This is a genomic window from Hymenobacter arcticus, assembly GCF_054779975.1.
Genome location: NZ_BAAGXF010000009.1, coordinates 181,625 through 198,694 on the forward strand (window position 1 = coordinate 181,625; position 17,070 = coordinate 198,694).

Consider the following 17,070-nt stretch of genomic DNA (forward strand, 5'->3'; position numbering starts at 1 on the left):
CTGATGTAGCGGGCTTTTTGCTTAAACAGTGAATAGTAAAGACTTAGACGTTTGGGTTAGAGCTGGCCAGTACGTCGTAGGCCAGGTTTTCGGCGGGCGTCATGTTGTTGGGTAAGCGAATGTCATCGGCGTCGTGCACGCGCAGCGTGAGCAAGCCTGAGAGTATCATGGCGCAGCCGCCCAGCACCAGCGTGAGCGACGAGTCGCCGTGGAACAGGTGCTTGGTGAAGTAGCCCAGCGTGACGCTGGCCAGCATTTGGGGCAGCACGATGAAGAAGTTGAATACGCCCATGTAGTAGCCCATTTTATTGGTGGGCAGCGCCCCGGCCAGCATGGCGTACGGGATGCTCAGGATGCTGGCCCAGGCAATACCCACGCCAATCATGGGCACCAACAGCAGCAGCGCGGCAGAACGAACGTGCAGACCAGCGAAGTCTACGTAGTTCGTAATAGGCACGCTACCAATGAAGTAGATAGAAATGAGGCCCAGGCCCCCGGCCGTGAGGCAAATCAGGTGCGTGACGCGGCGGCTGGTGGCGCGGGCAATAATGGGCAGCCCCAGCGCCGCCAGCGCCGAAATACCGTTGTAGACCGCGAAGCACACGTTCACCCAGTCGGCCCCTTCATTGTAGAGCTTGGAAGTGGTATCGCTGGTGTGGTAGATGTGGCTGGTAATGGCCGGCGTGGCATAAATCCACATTGAGAAAAGAGCCAACCAGCTGAAAAACTGCACGATGGCTAGCTGCCGCATCGTGCGCGGCATGTCGGAAATGCCAGCAAACGACTCCTTTACCCCGTTCCAGAAGCCGGCGGTGCGGGCTTTCTCGGCCTCAAACTCGGCTAGGTTTTCGGGCGGGTACTCGCGGGTGCGGATAACCGTCCAGAGCACGGCCAGGAAATACACGATGCCGCCGGTGTAAAAGGCATATTTCAGCGAGGGCGAAATCTCACCGGCCGGGGCTACGTTGTTGAAATGCAGCCAGTTGGTGAAAATATAGGGGAGTAGCGACCCCACCACCGCGCCAATGCCGATGAAGAAAGTTTGGGCCCCGAAGCCGGTGGTGCGCTGGTTGCTGGGCAGCATGTCGCCCACCAGCGCCCGAAACGGCTCCATGGAAATGTTGATGCTCGAATCCATTATCCAGAGCATGCCGGCCGCCATCCACAGGGCCGATACGTGGGGCATCACCAGTAGCGCCAGTGAGGCGCAGATGGCCCCAATGAGGAAGAACGGGCGCCGCCGGCCCCAGCGCGCGCTCCAGGTGCGGTCGGAGAGGTAGCCGATAATGGGCTGGATGACCAGGCCCGTAGTGGGCGCGGCCAGCCACAAAAAGGCCAGCTGGTCTTCCTTGGCTCCCATGGTTTCAAAAATTCGGCTCATGTTGCCGTTCTGAAGGGCAAAGCCAAACTGGATGCCCAGAAAGCCGAAGCTCATGTTCCAGATTTGCCAGAAGCTGAGGCGAGGCTTGACGCGCAACGAGTTGGACGGCGCGGCTACGGCAGAAGCGGCCATAGGAGTAGAAGCAAAAGGGTGGGAAAAGAATAAGTAGCTCTTAGCAAGGGCATTACCTTAGCTAAGTGAACGCCGTTATTTGGCGCTCAGCTCCAGCACCATGGCACTGAGTGGCTCCAGGGTCAGGTTGAGGCCGGGCTTGGGAGCCCCGCCGTTGAGCAGGTCGCGGTAGGTGTACACGTGTTGCGGGTCGAGGCCCATGCGCTGCAACACGGCGGCCGGAATAAGCAGGTTGGGCTTGTAGGTTTTGGTATCGCTGAAGTTGACGACTACCAGCACCTGCTGGCCCTTGGTATAGCGCACGAAGCTGTAGAGCTTGCGCTGGTCATACTCCTTGCCGAGATTGTTGGCATCCTGCAACTCATAAAAATACCCCTTGCGAATGGCCTCGCTGCTGCCCGCCAGCGTGAGCAGGCGCACGTAGAAATCGCGCAGCTGCTTTTGCTCGGGGCTGAGTTTGGCGCCGTCAAATTTGCCCTGGTTCATCCACTTCTGGTGCTCGGGCACGCCCCAGTAGTCGAAGATGCTGGTGCGGCCGTCGGCGCTCGAAAAGCCTTCGCTGCCCAGGGCCGGCTCGCCCACTTCCTGGCCCATGTAGAGCATGACGGGGCCGCTGCCCAGCGTGGCACTCACCGTCATGGCCGGAATGGCGCGCCGTGGGTCGGTGGCAAACTCCTTGGACGCAATGCGCTGCTCGTCATGGTTTTCCAGGAAGCGCAGCATGTGCGAGCCGAAGCCTTTGCTCTCCGTTTGCCACACGTGGGTGATGTCTTCCGTGGTGCCTTCCTGGCGCATCAGGCGGCGCAGGCCGTCGTAGAGGCCCACCTTGTCGTATAGAAAGTCGAAGTGGCCCTTAGTGAGGTAAGTGCTGTATTCCTTGGCGTTGTAGGCCTCGCCGATGAAGATGAGCGGGGGCTTCACCTTTTTTAGCTCCGGAATAACGTAGGCCCAGAACTCAACGGGCACCATCTCGGCCATGTCGCAGCGGAAGCCATCCACGCCCTTTTCGGTCCAGTACACGAGGATGTCGCGCATCTTCTTCCAGGTGTCGGGCACGGGTACGAAGTGCAAGTCGCGGTTGTGCTGATAATCGACGCCGTAATTGAGCTTCACCGTCTCAAACCAGTCGTCAATCCTAGGCGCGGCCGTAAATACGTCATTGCCAGTAGCTTTGGCCGGAAACTCGGCGTACTTGCCATCTTCGCCGGGCCCTTTGAGCGCGCCGAGCGGGTTGTAGCCGGCGGGCACCACGAAGCGCTCGCCGGGCAAGTAGTAGAAGTTGTTGTTGGGCGCGAAGGCCTTGGTTTTATCGTCCTGGCCGCCCAGGTCTACCACGCCGGCCGGCTTGGCATCCGAGTGATACGAGCGCGCTACGTGGTTGGGAATGAAGTCGATAATCAGTTTCAGGCCGTGGGCGTGGGTGCGCTGAATGAGGCTCTCGAACTCGTCCATGCGCTTGGCCTTGTTCACGGCCAGGTCGGGGGCCACGTCGTAGTAGTCCTTCACGGCGTAGGGCGAGCCGGCGCGGCCTTTCACCACGTCGGCATCGTCGGCGGGCAGGCCGGCGGCGGGGTAGGCCGTCATGGTGGCGTGTTCGAGCACGCCGGTGTACCACACGTGCGACACGCCCATCTCCTTTATCTTGGTGAGGGCCAGGTCGTTGATGTCGTTGAACTTGCCGCTGCCGTTTTCCAGCACCGTACCGTAGGTCTTGTTCAGGGCTACTTTGTTGCCGAAGAGGCGTGGTAGCAACTGGTAGATAATGAGCTTGTTATCCTGCGGAACTTCGGCAGTGGTGTTCGAGTCATTGTCCTGAACAGGAGAGGTAGGGTCGGCCACGGGAAAAGGGGTCGGAGTGAAGGCGAATAAAGCCAGGAAGCCGGCCGCCAGCGTTAGGTTTTTCATAGGCGGCGGTAAGGTAAGAAGTAGTTGGACAGGGAACAAACGGCCGTGCGCGGCTAGCCGGATATTTCAGCGTAGCGAAAGCCACGCTGAAATATCCTGATTTAATGCTACTTCCGTAACTCCACCACCCAAGCCGTGTGCGCCGGCAATGTCAGGGTCTTCAAGTTGCTGATGGCCGCGCCGCTCGTCACTTCCACGCCCGACGAAAAGCCGTCGGTGCGCTCGGCGTAGCGGGTGCCGTCTACCTTCTTCTCGTTCTTGGTGTTGTTGGCGATAATCATCACGCACTCACCACCTTCGTTGTAGCGGAAGTACGTGTACACGCCATCCTGCGGAATAAACTGCATGAGCTTGCCGCTGCTCAGCACGGGGTGCGCCTTGCGGTAGTTTGCCAGCTTGCTCACGTAGTCGAACGCCGCGCCGGCCTGGCCGCTACGCGTGGTGAAGTAGTTGGTTTTATCACCGGCCCAGCCGCCCGGAAAGTCCTCGCGCACTTTGCCATCGGGGTCCGAAAAGTTCTTCATCAGCACCTCGGTGCCGTAGTACAACTGGGGTGTACCGCGCAGTGTGAGCAGCCAGGCCAGGCCCATTTTATATTTGTTAAAGTCTTCGCCAATAACTGAATAGAAGCGGCTCATGTCGTGGTTATCCAGGAAAGGTACGTTGCGCGTGGCGTCGGTATAGAGCCAGTCGCCCTGCAAGGCGTGGTAGAGCTTGCTGAGGTCGCCGTTGTCGCCTTTCAGCGCGTCGCTGATGCCGAAGCAAATCTGGAAATCAAGCACGCCCGGCAGGTTCGACTTGAAGCCGTTGACGGGCGGCAGGATGTTTTGGGCGAAGAAGGCCTGCTCGGCCTCGGTGCCCTCCCAGGCCTCGCCAAACATGGCCAGCTTGGGGTATTCATCGGCAATGGCTTTGCCCCAGGCCATGAGGAAATTCAGCTCCGAATAGGGGTAGGTGTCGATGCGGTAGCCATCGAGACCAGTACTTTCTACCCACCACAAGAAGTTCTGAATCAGATAGGTAGCTACCAACCGGTTGCTCTGGTTCACGTCGGGCATGGTGGTGTCAAACCAGCCGTCGTTTTCCAGCTTGCGGTCCATTTTGGAGCCGTAGGGGTCGTTGAGGGCGAAAGCGTTGTAGTTGCTGCGCGTGAAGGTCGGGAACTGGTGAAACCAGTCGGCCGCCGGCTTGTCCAGAAACAAGTGGTGGTAGCTGCCCCAGTGGTTGAGCACAATGTCCTGTACCACCTTAAGCCCTTGGCCGTGAGCCGCTTTCACAAACTGCACGTACTCGGCGTTGGTGCCGTAGCGCGGGTCCACTTTGTAGCAGTCCGTCACGGCGTAGCCGTGGTAGCTGGCTTTGGGCATGTCGTTTTCAATCACCGGCGTGGGCCAGATGGTGGTGACGCCCAACTGCTTGAAGTACGCGAAGTGGTTTTGAATGCCTTGCAGGTCGCCGCCGTGGCGGGCATACATCGAGTCGCGGGCGATGTGGTTCACGCGGGTGCCCTTCACCACGTCGTTCTTGGGGTTGCCGTTCGAGAAGCGGTCCGGCATCAGCATGTAGATGAAGTCGGCCTGCGTGAGGCCCTGCGTGCGGGCCGGGTCCTGGTTGCGCGGGCGCAGCTCGTAGCTGTAGATAAACGGCTTGGCCCCCGTGAATTGCAGCTTGAGCTTGCCCGGCTGCGCCTGCGGGCTCACCGTGAGGCTCACAATCAGGTAGTTAGTGCTTTCGAGCTTCTGGAAGCCGTCGAGCGTTACGCCGGGGTAAGTGGCCAGAGCTACCTGGTCGGCGGCGATGCCGGGCGCGTTTACCAGCAGTTGCAGCTTGGGGTTTTTCATGCCCACAAACCAATAAGTGGGGTCGATGCGAGTAGCCGGCGCGGCGGGCGGCGCGGCCAGAGCCGGCGCGGTAGCCAGCAGCAGGGCCGAGCCCGCCGCCAGGAAAAACGAGCGAAAAATTCGCATAAGTCAGAGAGTGAGGGAGAAAGGTGGGAAAAAGCAGGTGCGCCGCCAGCTAGCCGCAACGAGTTAAAACCAGTGAAAAATGCCGATTTCGCTCCGCAAACCATTGCGGTAACAAGCTGGCTAACAGCAAAGCAAAATACACCGACTTACCTTGCTGCCCCGCTAGCTTTAGGGCGCGGGCGCTTCCTTTACAGCACCAAACCGCCTTAGCCACAACCAAGTACCTACGCACCACTCCCTTTTCTTCATGGCATTTCAATTTAAAATGGCCGCCCCAGCGGCCAAATACAAGGCGGCCGCGGCTTACTTCTCGATGGAGTTTGCCCTCGACCAGAGCCTGAAAATCTATTCGGGCGGCCTGGGCTTCCTGGCCGGCTCGCACATGCGCTCGGCCTACGAGCTCAAGCAAAACCTCATCGGCATCGGCATGCTGTGGACTTACGGGTACTACGACCAGGTGCGCAACCCCGACCAGACCATGAAGGCCGAGTTTCTGCACAAGCAGTACTCGTTTCTGGAAGACACAGGCATTGTGTTCCCGGTCATCATTCACGAGGCGCAGGTGTACGTAAAGGCGCTCTACCTGGCCCCCGAGACGTTTGGCACCGCCCCTATGTTCTTCCTCACCACCGATATTGAGGAAAACGACTACCTCTCGCGAACCATCTCGCACCACCTCTACGACCCCGACGCGGCTACCCGCGTGGCCCAAAGCATTGTGCTGGGCGCGGGCGGCGGGCAACTGCTCGACATCCTGGGCCGTCAGACCGACATCTACCACCTCAACGAGGGCCACGGCCTGCCGCTAGCGTTTTTCCTCTACGCCAAGCACAACCACGACCTGGCCGAGGTGCAAAAGCGCCTGGTATTCACTACCCACACGCCCGAGCTGGCTGGCAACGAGGAGCGCCCCATCAAGCTGCTCCAAGATATGAGCTTCTTTGCTGGCGTGCCGCTCGACGAAATTCGCCGGGTAGCCCGCCTCGATGGCGACGCGCTCAACTACACGCTCACCGCCCTGCGCTTTGCCCGCAAGGCCAACGGCGTGAGCAAGGTGCACGGCGAAGTGGCCAATGAAATGTGGGGCCACTATGAGGGTATTTGCCCCATCATCTCCATCACCAACGCCCAAAACGGCACCTACTGGCGCGACCCCGCGCTGGCTGCCGCCTTCAAGGCAAAGGATGATACCGCCCTGCTGGCCCGCAAGCGCGCCATGAAAGTAGAATTCTTCAAAATCGTGGCCGACCAGACCGGCACGCTCCTCGACCCCGACGTGCTGACCATTGTGTGGGCCCGCCGCTTTGCCGCCTACAAGCGCGCCGACCTCATTATGCGTGATTTTGAGCGCTTTGTGAAACTGGTGAGTGATGATGCGCGCCCGGTGCAAGTTATCTGGGCCGGCAAGCCGTACCCGAAAGATTACGGTGCGATTGATATTTTCAACAATATTATCCGCAAAACCAAGAGCCTCAAGCGTTGCGCCGTGCTCACGGGCTACGAGTTGGCCCTGAGCGCCGAGATGAAGAAAGGCTCCGACCTGTGGCTGAACACCCCGCGCTACCCCCGCGAGGCCAGCGGCACCAGCGGTATGACGGCCGCCATGAACGCCAGCGTAGGCGTGAGCATCGCCGACGGCTGGATTCCGGAGTTTGCCAAGGACGGCGATAACTGCTTCATTATCAAGCACGCCGACGTGGCCCTGCCCGACGACCAAAAGGACACCCTGGAGGCCGACAACCTGCTCACCGTGCTCGAAAAAACGGTGGTGCCAATGTATTACGACCAGCCCAAGCAGTTCCTCAAAGTGGTGAAAGCCGGCATGAAGGACGTGGAGCCCGAGTTCGAGAGCGGCCGCATGGCCAAGGAGTACTACGAGCAGCTATACAGGGCGTAGGAACCGGGCCGCGTTGGCCCAGCGACAATAAGCCTACTTTGAAACCCCATCTGACGCAAGTCAGATGGGGTTTTTGGCATTTTAAGCTAACTCCCATCAAAGAAGGCAACCAATTGGGCAGATGCTAGTTAGCTTCCAGATGGTTGCTAAAACTTAACCTGTTACGCCAATGCGCACCAACCCATTACGCTTCGCTAGTTTTCGCCGCCTGGTGCTGCTGCTGACGCTGCTCAGTGGGGCAGCGCTGGCGGCCCACGCCCAAACGCCGCCCCCGAACGACTCCCTTGCCAGGGCCCTGCCCATTGCCTGTGGGCAGGGCCTGGTGGCCAGCACGGCGGGGGCCCGCGTGGCTAATGCCCCGCGGGGCACCTGCGCTGGTACCTCCCTGGGCACGCCGGGCCTGTTTTATCGGTTCACGGCTCCTACCAGCGGCACGTACCAGGCCAGCACCTGCGGGGTAGCCACGGATTTCGACACCCGGCTGTTCGCATTCGACAGATACAGCGGCTGCTTGGGCGGCAACGACAACGCGCCGGGTTGCGGCAGCGCGTCCACGCTGTCGTTTCCGGCCACGGCCGGCGTTCAGTATTTTTTATTCGTGACGGGCACCAGCCCCACGGCAACGGGTGCTTTCGAGCTGAATTTGCAGTGCAGCTTCGTGGATTCGGCGGCCTGCGTGAAACCCAGCGACGTGCGGCTCACGCGCCTGACCGATTCGGTGGCCAGTGTTTCGTTTGCGCCGGTGGCGGGTGCCTCGGGCTACCAGGTTACGTACCAGGCAGCGGGCGGGCCAGTGCAGGTGGTGGCCCCCGCCCCGCCAACCCCGCCCGTCTTGCTGCGGGGCCTGCGGCCGGGCGTGGGGTACACGGTGAGCGTTTCCACCATCTGCCCGCCCGCGCCTAGCCAGCCCACGACCACCAACTCGGCCCGCGTTACTGCCCAGCTGGAGGGGGTGCTGGGGGTGGCGGCCGCCCGCACCGGGGCGGGCATCCTCGAGGTCTATCCCAACCCCGTTACCGGCGGCCGCCTGACTTTGCGGCTACCCGCCAGCCTGGCCGCGCCCGCGGCCACTGTGCGTTTGTTCAATGCGCTTGGCCAGACGGTACTGAGCCAAGCCCTGCCCGACACGGGCGATGCGCACACACTGGCAGTGCGCAGCCTGCCGGCGGGGCTATACACGCTGTGGGTGCAGCGGGCAGATGGGGCGGTAAGTAGTCAGCGCATAACGCTGGAGTGAGGGCCGCGGGAAATTATTTTAACTACCTGAAGCAGCATGTTTAAAATCAAAAAGCCTGCTTTTAGTACTGCCTACGGATTACCTCTGCTAATCTGGTGGGGTAGTTGAGCCGTAAAGGGGGAGAGCTCGTCCGTTTCCCGAAATTTTCCCTTTTACCCGCCATGTGTGGTCGCTATACCCTGATTACCCCCGCGCCAGCGTTAGCAAAGCGTTTCAACGCCCAGCCTACTGAACAGGCGCCTACGTTCAACGCCGCGCCTTCGCAGGCGCTCCCCATCATCACCAACGCCGCGCCCGGCCAGATTCAGCTGGTGAAGTGGGGCCTGGTACCCAGCTGGAGCCGCGACCCGGCCACGGGCCCCAAGCCCATCAACGCCCGCGCCGAAACGCTGGCCGAGAAGCCTAGTTTCCGGCAGCTGCTGGCGCGGCGGCGCTGCCTGGTGCTGGCCGACTCATTTTATGAGTGGCAGGCCACCGAGCGGGGCAAAATTCCGCACCGCATTCTGCTGCAAAGTGAGGAGCCGTTTGCCTTCGCCGGGCTCTGGGACGAGTGGCTGGACCGCAGCACCGGGGAGCTGCACCCCACGTTCACCATTATCACCACCGAGCCTAATGAGTTGATGGCCAAGCTCCACAACCGGATGCCCGTCATCTTGCCCGGCCCCGAAGCCGAGCGCGCCTGGCTCGCCGACGACCTGGGCGCGGCGCAACACCAGCAGTTGCTTGTGCCCTACAATACGGCCCTGATGAAAGAGTACGCCATCACTACGCGCGTCAACTCGCCCGCCCACAACGATGCTGAAGTGCTAGAAGCAGCGTGAAAACCAACTAGTTATGTAACTACTTGTTGTGCAGCCATTTACAATGTAGGCTTTACATCCAGCGTAAAGCTGGTGCTGCCCAGCTGCCCATCCTTCGTAAGGCCTTGCGCCACAACGAGATAGCGCCCGGCTTGGTCGGAGGTGAAGAAGTCGAGCGTTTGGGGCTGGCCGGCGGTCAGGCGCACGTCGGGGTTCCAGTAGAGCAGGTTGCGCAGGTCGGGCAGGCGGCTGCGCTGCTGGGCCTCAGTGTCGTAGTGCGGCGTATAAAATTCGCGCGGCACCTGCATCGCCTCGTACTCCTCAATAAGCGCGTGCGGGTTGAGCGGAAACCCGGCTAGGTCGCCCTTGTACGTGCTAAAGCTCACCACGCCATCGTATACTTGCTGGCCTAGAAAGTAGCGATTGGCAATCACCTCCAGCCGCTTGATTTTTAGCGGGTCGAAGGCCACGAGCTGGTTGATATTGAACACGGGCAGGCCGTCAATCAGCGTCAAAGGGTTGTCTTTCAAGTTGATATGCCGCGGACGGTCAATCACAACAAAGTGAAAGCCGTCTTTGCGCTTGCGCACCAGCACGGCCGGCACGTACTCGCGCATCACGTCTTCCAGCGATGGGAAGCGGGTGTAGTCATCGAGCCGAAACTGCTCGTCGGGCTGGCCATAGAAGGCGAGCGTGTCGCCGGGCACGGCGCGGTAGCGGGGCACTTGCGTCTGAAACTCGCGCTGCGTCTGCACCTGTAAGTGCCTTTCGCTGAGTGCATTAGTGAAGCGTACCGACAAGGGTGCCAACCCCGGCGCACTGCCGCCGCCACCCGCCGTGAACGGGCTTAGCAACTCGATGTGGTAGGTACTGTCGCGCATGGAGTTGGTTTGAAAAACCAGCTTGCGCAGCCCGTAAAAATCGGGCATTTCAAACTGCACCACACCATCGACTCGGCTCAGGGAACTGGCAAACTTGAAGTTGCGGCCGGGCAGCGACAGGTACGCCGGTATCCCGCTGGCGGGTGCGCCAGTAGGCTGGCTGATACGGCCTTGCAGCAGGTAGCCGTTGAGCTCGGGCGGGTAGGTGTGGGTGGGAGCTTGGCCAGCCACCACATCTTCCCACTTAAAGCGCCGCCAGCCCTGAGTGAGCATGAGGTTGTCGGCCGCCAGCTGGGCCGTGGCGCTGGAATCGCGGAAGTAGTAGCCCGCATCCTCAATAAAGCCAGGCAGGTCGGCGGCCAGCAGCAGGTAGCTGCTGATGTCGGCCGCGGCCGCGGTGGCCAGCGAATCGAGCCGGTACACGGCCAGCGATAAGGCTGCTGGCTGCGCCGCGCCCACTTGCAGCTGCACGCGGCTACGCGGCCCATACGCCGCCGCTGAAGCTTTGCCCTGAATAACTAATTGGTGGCTGGGCCGCCGGAAATACAGCCGCTCGCCCACTGGCCGCTGCCCGCTAAACACCGTGAAATGCGTGATGCCCGGCCGCAGCGACCGCTTATCCACCTGAAACGTGGCGCGCCCGGCCGTCAGCGCCGCCGTGGCAGCCACCGTTACTTGCTGCCCGGTGTGGGCCAGCAGGCGCAGCGGCTCGGCGAGCGCACCGCTTGGCTGCGTTTGCACGGCCACGGTGAGCTGAGTGGGGCCGTCGTCGGTTACGAGCAGCGCGTAGCCCTGCTCGGCCACGGCGGGTAGTTTGCTGGTGACTACTGCGCCGCCCGGCAGCCGCACGGTGGCTTGGTAGGCGGCCCCCGCCGCGGCCGGGGTGAGCAGGAAGCTACCCAGCCCCAACTTCAGCGTTTGGAAGCTGGCTACCGTGGTGCCGGTGGCATCGGTTACCGTGCCCGCGGCGGCTACGCTATTGCCCTGCTGGTCAGTTACTTTGAAGGCAACCCGGCCCGGCAGGCCCCGCACCAGCTGCCCGCCCTCGGGAAAAAACTGTATGCCATAGACCGGCCCGGCCTGCGCCGTAGAGGGCGCTACCGGCATGCCCTGCAAGGTGTTGACTACCGTAATCGGGCAATGAAAGTAAAATGCGGGGCCCGCGTTCTTCATCCAGTTGGTGTAGGCCCGCACGGTGTAGCGGCCAGTGGGCAGGTCGGGGGGCAACTCAAACGCGCCCTGGCCCATGGCTTGCACCAAGGCAATTTTGGCTCGCAACACGGGACGCTGGGCGGCATCGAGCACCTCCACATAGGCTACCTTGCTCATGGTTAGCGGCCGGTGCGCGGTGCCCTCCACAGCATAGGCTTTGAACCACAACGTTTCGCCAGCCACGTAGGCGGGCCGGTCGAGGTGCAAGAACAGCTGCTCTACCAGTGCCTGCCGCTGGTACTGCCCCAGCTTGCGGCCCAGGGTGGCCAGCGAGTCGGGGGCCTGGGCGTAGCTGGGGGCGGTGGCTAGCAGCCCGAAAGCTAGTATTAAACTACCTGCCCGGTGAAAATATGGGGTAAAAATCCAACGCATTTGTTTACAAGCTAATAGGTAGTAACCGTTCGTTCAATCTCTTGTCTATTACCAGAAACTAGGCTTAGTCGTAGTGCCCCGCGTGCGGCAATCAGCACAGTCGGTGGAGGAAGCCAAGAAGCCCCGGCCACCGCCGTCATTTACGCTGTCGATTGGAATATTTCGAGGATTAGCAAATAGGCCGATTACGCCAGGTTCGTCGCATCCAAGCGGTGTGCAGAAATAGACGGGGGCTAATATGCATTCGGCGTAAGGTGAATCGTACTGTGAGTCACTGCGTAAGGGTAGCTGGGCAGCCTCAATAAATAGGCGTTGCTGCTGCACGGTGTGGGCTCCCACAAAGCCGAGCACGGGCTCGCTGGCGTTATCCACGCGGTGTACATTGCCGGTGAGTTGCGAGGGCAGTGGGTCGTTAACAGTTCCCACTGCCTCAGTATTCTTGCGCAGTTGTTCGTAATAGGCAAACTCCTCGGCAGTTTCGGCTACTTGGCTCACTAGCACACTGTACCGAATTTTGATTCGCTCGGCCTTTGTTAAGATGCTTAATACCGTGAAGCTGGTAAGGGCATCTTGACTGAGTTGGGTCGTGTTAGTTTGTTTTATAGTAGTGGGCCGCTCCGTGCGCCAGCAGGTGTAAATAGGTGTAACGCGCTTACCAATGAGGCGACGGAAAGGTACTCGGCCAGGGAAGTATTCAAGATTCGAGCGAAAACCAGCATTGAACTCCCACGTTTCAACAAATTGCCAGCGGTAAAAACGTGACTGCTGGGCATCATCGCGAGCATTTACTTGGATGTCAACTCGGTCGCCGGCGAGCTGCCAGACAAGCTTATCAATGGCGGGCGTGACCTTAAGGGGTACTAGTGCCGACTCATAGGTAACGCCGCCGCTAGTAGTAATGCGTAGTTGGTACTGGCGGCCAGCGGGTAGCAGCAGGCTATCGGACTGGTAGGCGCCAGCGGTTTTCTCACTTAGAGTATAACGTACCCCCAGATTATCAACTAGAAAGAGCTTAGCGCTTTTTTCTATGATCGGCGTAGCAGTAGCCGCTAAGTCAGCCGTGCGAGAAAGCTTGATGCGGGTACGCCCGTTGCCATTGATAAAGCCATCGACTACAAGCAGGCTGGTGGGTGCATCAAGCACGGCGGGCATATAGGGCTCTACGCACCCACCCAAACTGATGAGGGCCAGCCCGGAAAATAAAAGAAATGCTTTTTGCCGCATAATGCAACGTGTAAGTAAAGTGGGTAATAGACAGTGGTTTAGTATAAAGTAGCTGCCCGTTACCAAAATTTAGGCTTCGTAGTGGTGCCTCGCGTGCGGCAGTCGGCACAGTCGGCAGAAGCCGCACTGTAGCCAAGTCCGTAATTAGGGTCATTTATTCCATCGAGCGGTATATTAGTTGCAGTGGCAAACAGTTTGATTACCGACTCTGCGTCACAAGAGCCCTGACTAACACAGAAGTAAACATTACTCGCGATACAGCTTTTATAAGGTGTATCATACTGGTAGTCGGCCAGATAGGGCAGCTGGGTGTGGTCGATGAAAAGGCGTTGCTGTTGCAGGGTGTGGGCACTTACAAAGCCTAGTACGGGCTCGGCCGCATTATCCGTGCGGCGCACGTTGCCAGTGAGTTGGGTGGGCAGCGGGTCATTGACAGTGCCCACGGCCTCTGTGTTTTTGCGCAGCTGCTCGTAGTAGGCAAATTCTTCGGCCGTTTCAGCTACTTGGCTCACCAGTACGCTGTAGCGAATTTTGAGCCGCTCGGCCCGGGTAGCGATGTCGAAGAGGTTGAAGTCGGTGAGCGCGTTCTGGCTGAGCTGCGCCGTGCTGGTCTGCTTGATGTTAGTGGGCCGTTCGGTGCGCCAGCACGTATAGATAGGCGTAACGCGCTTGTCTATCCGCCCTGGCCCTGATGTAGTAGGAAAATACTCTACTTCAGAGCGGAAGCCAGCGTTGAACTCCCAGGTTTCGACGAAGCTCCAACGGTAAAAGCGTGCTTGTGCGCTGGCATCATGTGTATTAAGAAGGACGGCCACCTTGTCGCCATTTAGTTGCCAGGTAAGCTTATCTATAATGGGAGTAGTCAGCAGCGGGACCAGGGCCGACTCGTAGGTAGCGTTGGTAGCCGTGGTGATGCGCAACTGGTACTGGCGGCCGATAGGTAGCAGCAGGCTATCGGAGCGGTAGAAGCCCGGCGTTTTCTCACTGAGCGCGTAGCGCCCACCCATGTTGTCGATGATAAAGAGCCTAGCTCCTTTTTCGGCGGGTGGCGTGGTGGTGGCCGTAACGTTGGTTGTGCGCGAGAGCTTAATGCGCGTTGCCCCATTGCCATTAATGAAGCCATCCACTACTAAAAAGCTAGTGGGCGCATTCAGCACGGCCGGCACGTAGGGCTCCACGCATCCCCCTAAAGTGAGTAGTGAGCACAAAATGCTTGTTATAAATAGCTTGGCTTTCATGTCTTAAAAGCGAAAATTGTACGTGACCGTCGGAATAGGCTCGCCAAAAATCGATAGCTTATAGCCCTTCAGCTGGCCATTAACCGTTTGAAAATAAACTGAGTACGGGTTGCGACGGCCCGTTACGTTGTAGATGCTAATTGTCCAGGAGCTGTGGGCCAGCTTCTTGATTTTGTGGCTGCCCTCGATGTTGAGGGCAAAATCCATGCGGTAGTAGTCGGGCACGCGGTAGGCGTTGCGGTCCGAGTAGTACACGCGCAACGCATTGTCGATGTAGTACTTAGCCAGCGGCAGCGTGATGGGGCGGCCGGTGCTGTAGTTCATGTTGAGCGAGGCGCTGAAGCGCTGGCTGAAGCGGTAGTTGCCCACCAGCGTCACGTCGTGGGGCTTGTCGTAGTTGCTGGCGTACCAGGCGCCACCGTTTACCACGTCGGTGGCGGTGTTTACCTGCACCAGCGAGCGAGCGTAGGTATAGCTGAGCCAGCCGTTGATTTTGCCGGTGTTTTTGCGCAGCAGCACTTCCACGCCGTAGGCCTTGCCCTCGGCATTCACGAGGTCGGTTTCGAGGCGGGGGTTTAGCAGCAGCACGGCCCCACTCTTGTAGTCCAGAAAATCGTGGATTTTCTTGTAGTAAGTCTCCACCGAAAACTCGATGGTATTGTGCTTGAAATTGTGGTAGTAGCCCAGCGAAACCTGGTCACCCACCTGCGGCCGGATGTAACCGTCGCTCAGCTTCCAAGTGTCGGTGGGCGATACTACCGTGGTGTTGGAAAGCTGGTGGATGTACTGCCGCATCCGGTTGTAGCTGGCCTTTACCGAAGAGTTATCGGTAAGCTCAAACTTGCCCGATAGCCGCCACTCGGGCCCGTTGTAGTGAGCAAATACCTGGTTTTTGCCATAGGTGGTGGTACCCGTAATGGTGCTCTCGCTGCGCGAAATACCTGGGATGTATTCCGACACCGCGCGCGGCCCCAGCGCTTGGTAAAACGAGTAGCGCAGGCCTGCCTGTACCGAAAACCGGGGGCTCACGTCGAAGCGCTCCGAGGCATACACGGCGCTTTCCAGGGCCCGCTCGTGCTGGATGTTAGTGGGCAGCAGCAACGACTTTTCGCCCGAAGGCAGTTGGTCGCCGGGGGCCGTGTTGTAGAGCAGCGAGCTAGCCCCAAAGTCCAAGGTGTGCTTGGGGTGCACCTGGTAGGAGAGGTCGGCCTGCACCGACGACTGGTTGAGGCTATAGGCAAAGGTGCTGGCGGAAAACTCGTTGCGCGTGGTGGCCAGGTTGAAATCGTAGTGGCTGGTGGTGCCTAGTAGCGTGCCGTAGAACTTGTCATTGAAGTCGTGCTTCCACTTCAGGCTGGCGGCCACGTTGCGGTACTCGTACACGGTGTCGCTGGCCAGCCGGAAGCGGTCGTGGCTGAGGTAGCCGGTGGCCGACAACGAGTTGTGGGGGTTGAAATCGTAGGTGAGGTAGGCGCTCAGGTCATAAAAGGAGGCCGCGCTGTTCTTGAGCGTGGGGCTCGGCACCTTCTTCAATAACCAGTCGGAATACGATGTGCGCCCGCTCACCAAAAAGGAGCCTTTGCCATTGGCCAGCGGTCCTTCCAGCGCCAAACGGCTGGTTAGCAACCCAATACCGCCCGAGGCCCCGAATTTTTTGCGGCTACCCTCGCGGCCCACAATGTCGAGCACCGAGGCTAGCCGCCCCCCGTAGCGCGCCGGAATGGCGCTTTTATACAGTTCCACCGACTGCACCATGTCGGGGTTGAAGGCCGAGAAAAAGCCGAATAAGTGGGCCGGGTTATAAATGGTAGCCCCGTTGAACAGCACTAGGTTTTGGTCGGTGCCGCCGCCGCGCACGCTAAAGCCCGTGCTGCCCTCGCCAATGGTTTTCACGCCCGGCAGGGCCGTTACCACCCGCAGCAGGTCCGACTCGCCAAACACGGTCGGAATTTGCTTTATCTGCTTGATATCCAGCTTCTGCACGCCCATTTGCATGCCGCGCACGTTGCGGTCCTTCTGGCCCTGCACCACTACTTCCGTCAGCGAGGTCGCATCGGTCAGCACTTCCAAGTCGAGGCGGCCGTCGCCGTGCACCCAAATTTGGCGACGCGTGCTCCGAATGCCCAGGCCCCGAATATTGAGGTTGTGCCGGCCCACCGGAATCATGAGCGAGTAGTTGCCCAGCTTATCGGTGGCCGTGCCAATATTGGGCGAGTCGATAAATACGGCGGCCCCCAGCACGGGCGCGCTACCCACGCCGCCCGTGCGCACCGTGCCCGTGAGCGTGGCGCGGCCCCCGGTCGGCGTGGCCTGGCGCGGCCCAATCTCATACACCCGAAACTCCGACGTGCCCGTGGCCGGCGGCCCGCTGGGCCGCGCGGGTGCATTGGCCAGGTCGGGCGCGGGCGCGGTACCGGGTGGTAGGGTCTGAAAAATACCTTTGGGCACCTGCGTTTGCAATGGCCGCTCGGGCGTCACAAATACCCGGTTAGTAGCCTCATCGATAGCGAATTGCAGCGTAGTGTGCGCAAACACCTGCGAGAGCAAGGCCAGCAGCCGCACGTTATCGGCCTGCACGTGCACCGTTACGGTGTCGAGGGTAGCTGCCTTGAAATAGAAGCGGTAGGGCGTCTGGGCCTCCACGCGCCGCGCAAATTCTTCGAAGCGTAGCCCCCGAAAATCACCGCTGATGGTGGGGTTAGCTTGCTGGGCCTGAATAGGTTGCGCGCTACTAGTCAGCAGCCCGGCCACTAAAAAAACAACGAAGTAGAAACGGGTCATAGAATGCACATGGAAAAGGAAAGGAGCCGCCCGCGGCGGCAGT

Annotated in this window: 10 protein-coding genes; 3 read left to right on the forward strand and 7 right to left on the reverse strand. The window is 59.8% G+C overall.

Features of this window, described 5'->3' with window-relative positions:
• Nucleotides 1-43: 43 nt before the first annotated feature.
• The 3 genes from ACYVGC_RS16070 to ACYVGC_RS16080 all read right to left on the reverse strand — a co-directional run bounded on the left by ACYVGC_RS16070 (nt 44) and on the right by ACYVGC_RS16080 (nt 5,385).
• On the reverse strand, nt 44-1,513 hold the full coding sequence (locus ACYVGC_RS16070; RefSeq protein ID WP_460584862.1) for an MFS transporter: 1,470 nt from the start codon (nt 1,511-1,513) through the stop codon (nt 44-46).
• 75 nt (nt 1,514-1,588) lie between these two features.
• Nucleotides 1,589-3,418: an alpha-amylase family glycosyl hydrolase gene (locus ACYVGC_RS16075; RefSeq protein ID WP_460584863.1), complete on the reverse strand. Its 1,830-nt coding sequence runs from the start codon at nt 3,416-3,418 to the stop codon at nt 1,589-1,591.
• Nucleotides 3,419-3,525: 107 nt separating this feature from the next.
• Nucleotides 3,526-5,385, reverse strand: coding sequence for an alpha-amylase family glycosyl hydrolase (locus ACYVGC_RS16080; RefSeq protein WP_460584864.1), 1,860 nt, complete (start codon nt 5,383-5,385; stop codon nt 3,526-3,528).
• 247 nt (nt 5,386-5,632) lie between these two features.
• Between ACYVGC_RS16080 and glgP the strand changes: the two genes are divergently transcribed.
• From glgP to ACYVGC_RS16095, 3 genes are all read left to right on the forward strand, one after another.
• Nucleotides 5,633-7,282: an alpha-glucan family phosphorylase gene (glgP, locus tag ACYVGC_RS16085; RefSeq protein WP_460584865.1), complete on the forward strand. Its 1,650-nt coding sequence runs from the start codon at nt 5,633-5,635 to the stop codon at nt 7,280-7,282.
• Between the two features lie 169 nt (nt 7,283-7,451).
• Nucleotides 7,452-8,519 carry a T9SS type A sorting domain-containing protein gene (locus ACYVGC_RS16090; protein ID WP_460584866.1) on the forward strand — a complete coding sequence of 356 codons (1,068 nt, stop codon included), beginning with the start codon at nt 7,452-7,454 and terminating at the stop codon, nt 8,517-8,519.
• A gap of 161 nt (nt 8,520-8,680) precedes the next feature.
• Nucleotides 8,681-9,340: an SOS response-associated peptidase gene (locus ACYVGC_RS16095; RefSeq protein WP_460584867.1), complete on the forward strand. Its 660-nt coding sequence runs from the start codon at nt 8,681-8,683 to the stop codon at nt 9,338-9,340.
• Between the two features lie 38 nt (nt 9,341-9,378).
• Here ACYVGC_RS16095 and ACYVGC_RS16100 read toward each other — a convergent pair whose 3' ends face one another.
• The 4 genes from ACYVGC_RS16100 to ACYVGC_RS16115 all read right to left on the reverse strand — a co-directional run bounded on the left by ACYVGC_RS16100 (nt 9,379) and on the right by ACYVGC_RS16115 (nt 17,027).
• Nucleotides 9,379-11,784, reverse strand: a complete 2,406-nt coding sequence (locus tag ACYVGC_RS16100; protein WP_460584868.1) for a hypothetical protein — start codon at nt 11,782-11,784, stop codon at nt 9,379-9,381.
• A 48-nt stretch (nt 11,785-11,832) separates the two neighbouring features.
• A complete protein-coding gene (locus ACYVGC_RS16105; protein ID WP_460584869.1) occupies nt 11,833-13,008 on the reverse strand; it encodes a DUF4249 domain-containing protein in 1,176 nt (391 codons plus the stop codon).
• A gap of 59 nt (nt 13,009-13,067) precedes the next feature.
• The gene (locus tag ACYVGC_RS16110; protein WP_460584870.1) at nt 13,068-14,186 is read right to left on the reverse strand and encodes a DUF4249 domain-containing protein; all 1,119 of its coding nucleotides are present in this window, start codon (nt 14,184-14,186) and stop codon (nt 13,068-13,070) included.
• A 63-nt stretch (nt 14,187-14,249) separates the two neighbouring features.
• Nucleotides 14,250-17,027: a TonB-dependent receptor gene (locus ACYVGC_RS16115; protein ID WP_460584871.1), complete on the reverse strand. Its 2,778-nt coding sequence runs from the start codon at nt 17,025-17,027 to the stop codon at nt 14,250-14,252.
• Nucleotides 17,028-17,070 lie beyond the last annotated feature (43 nt).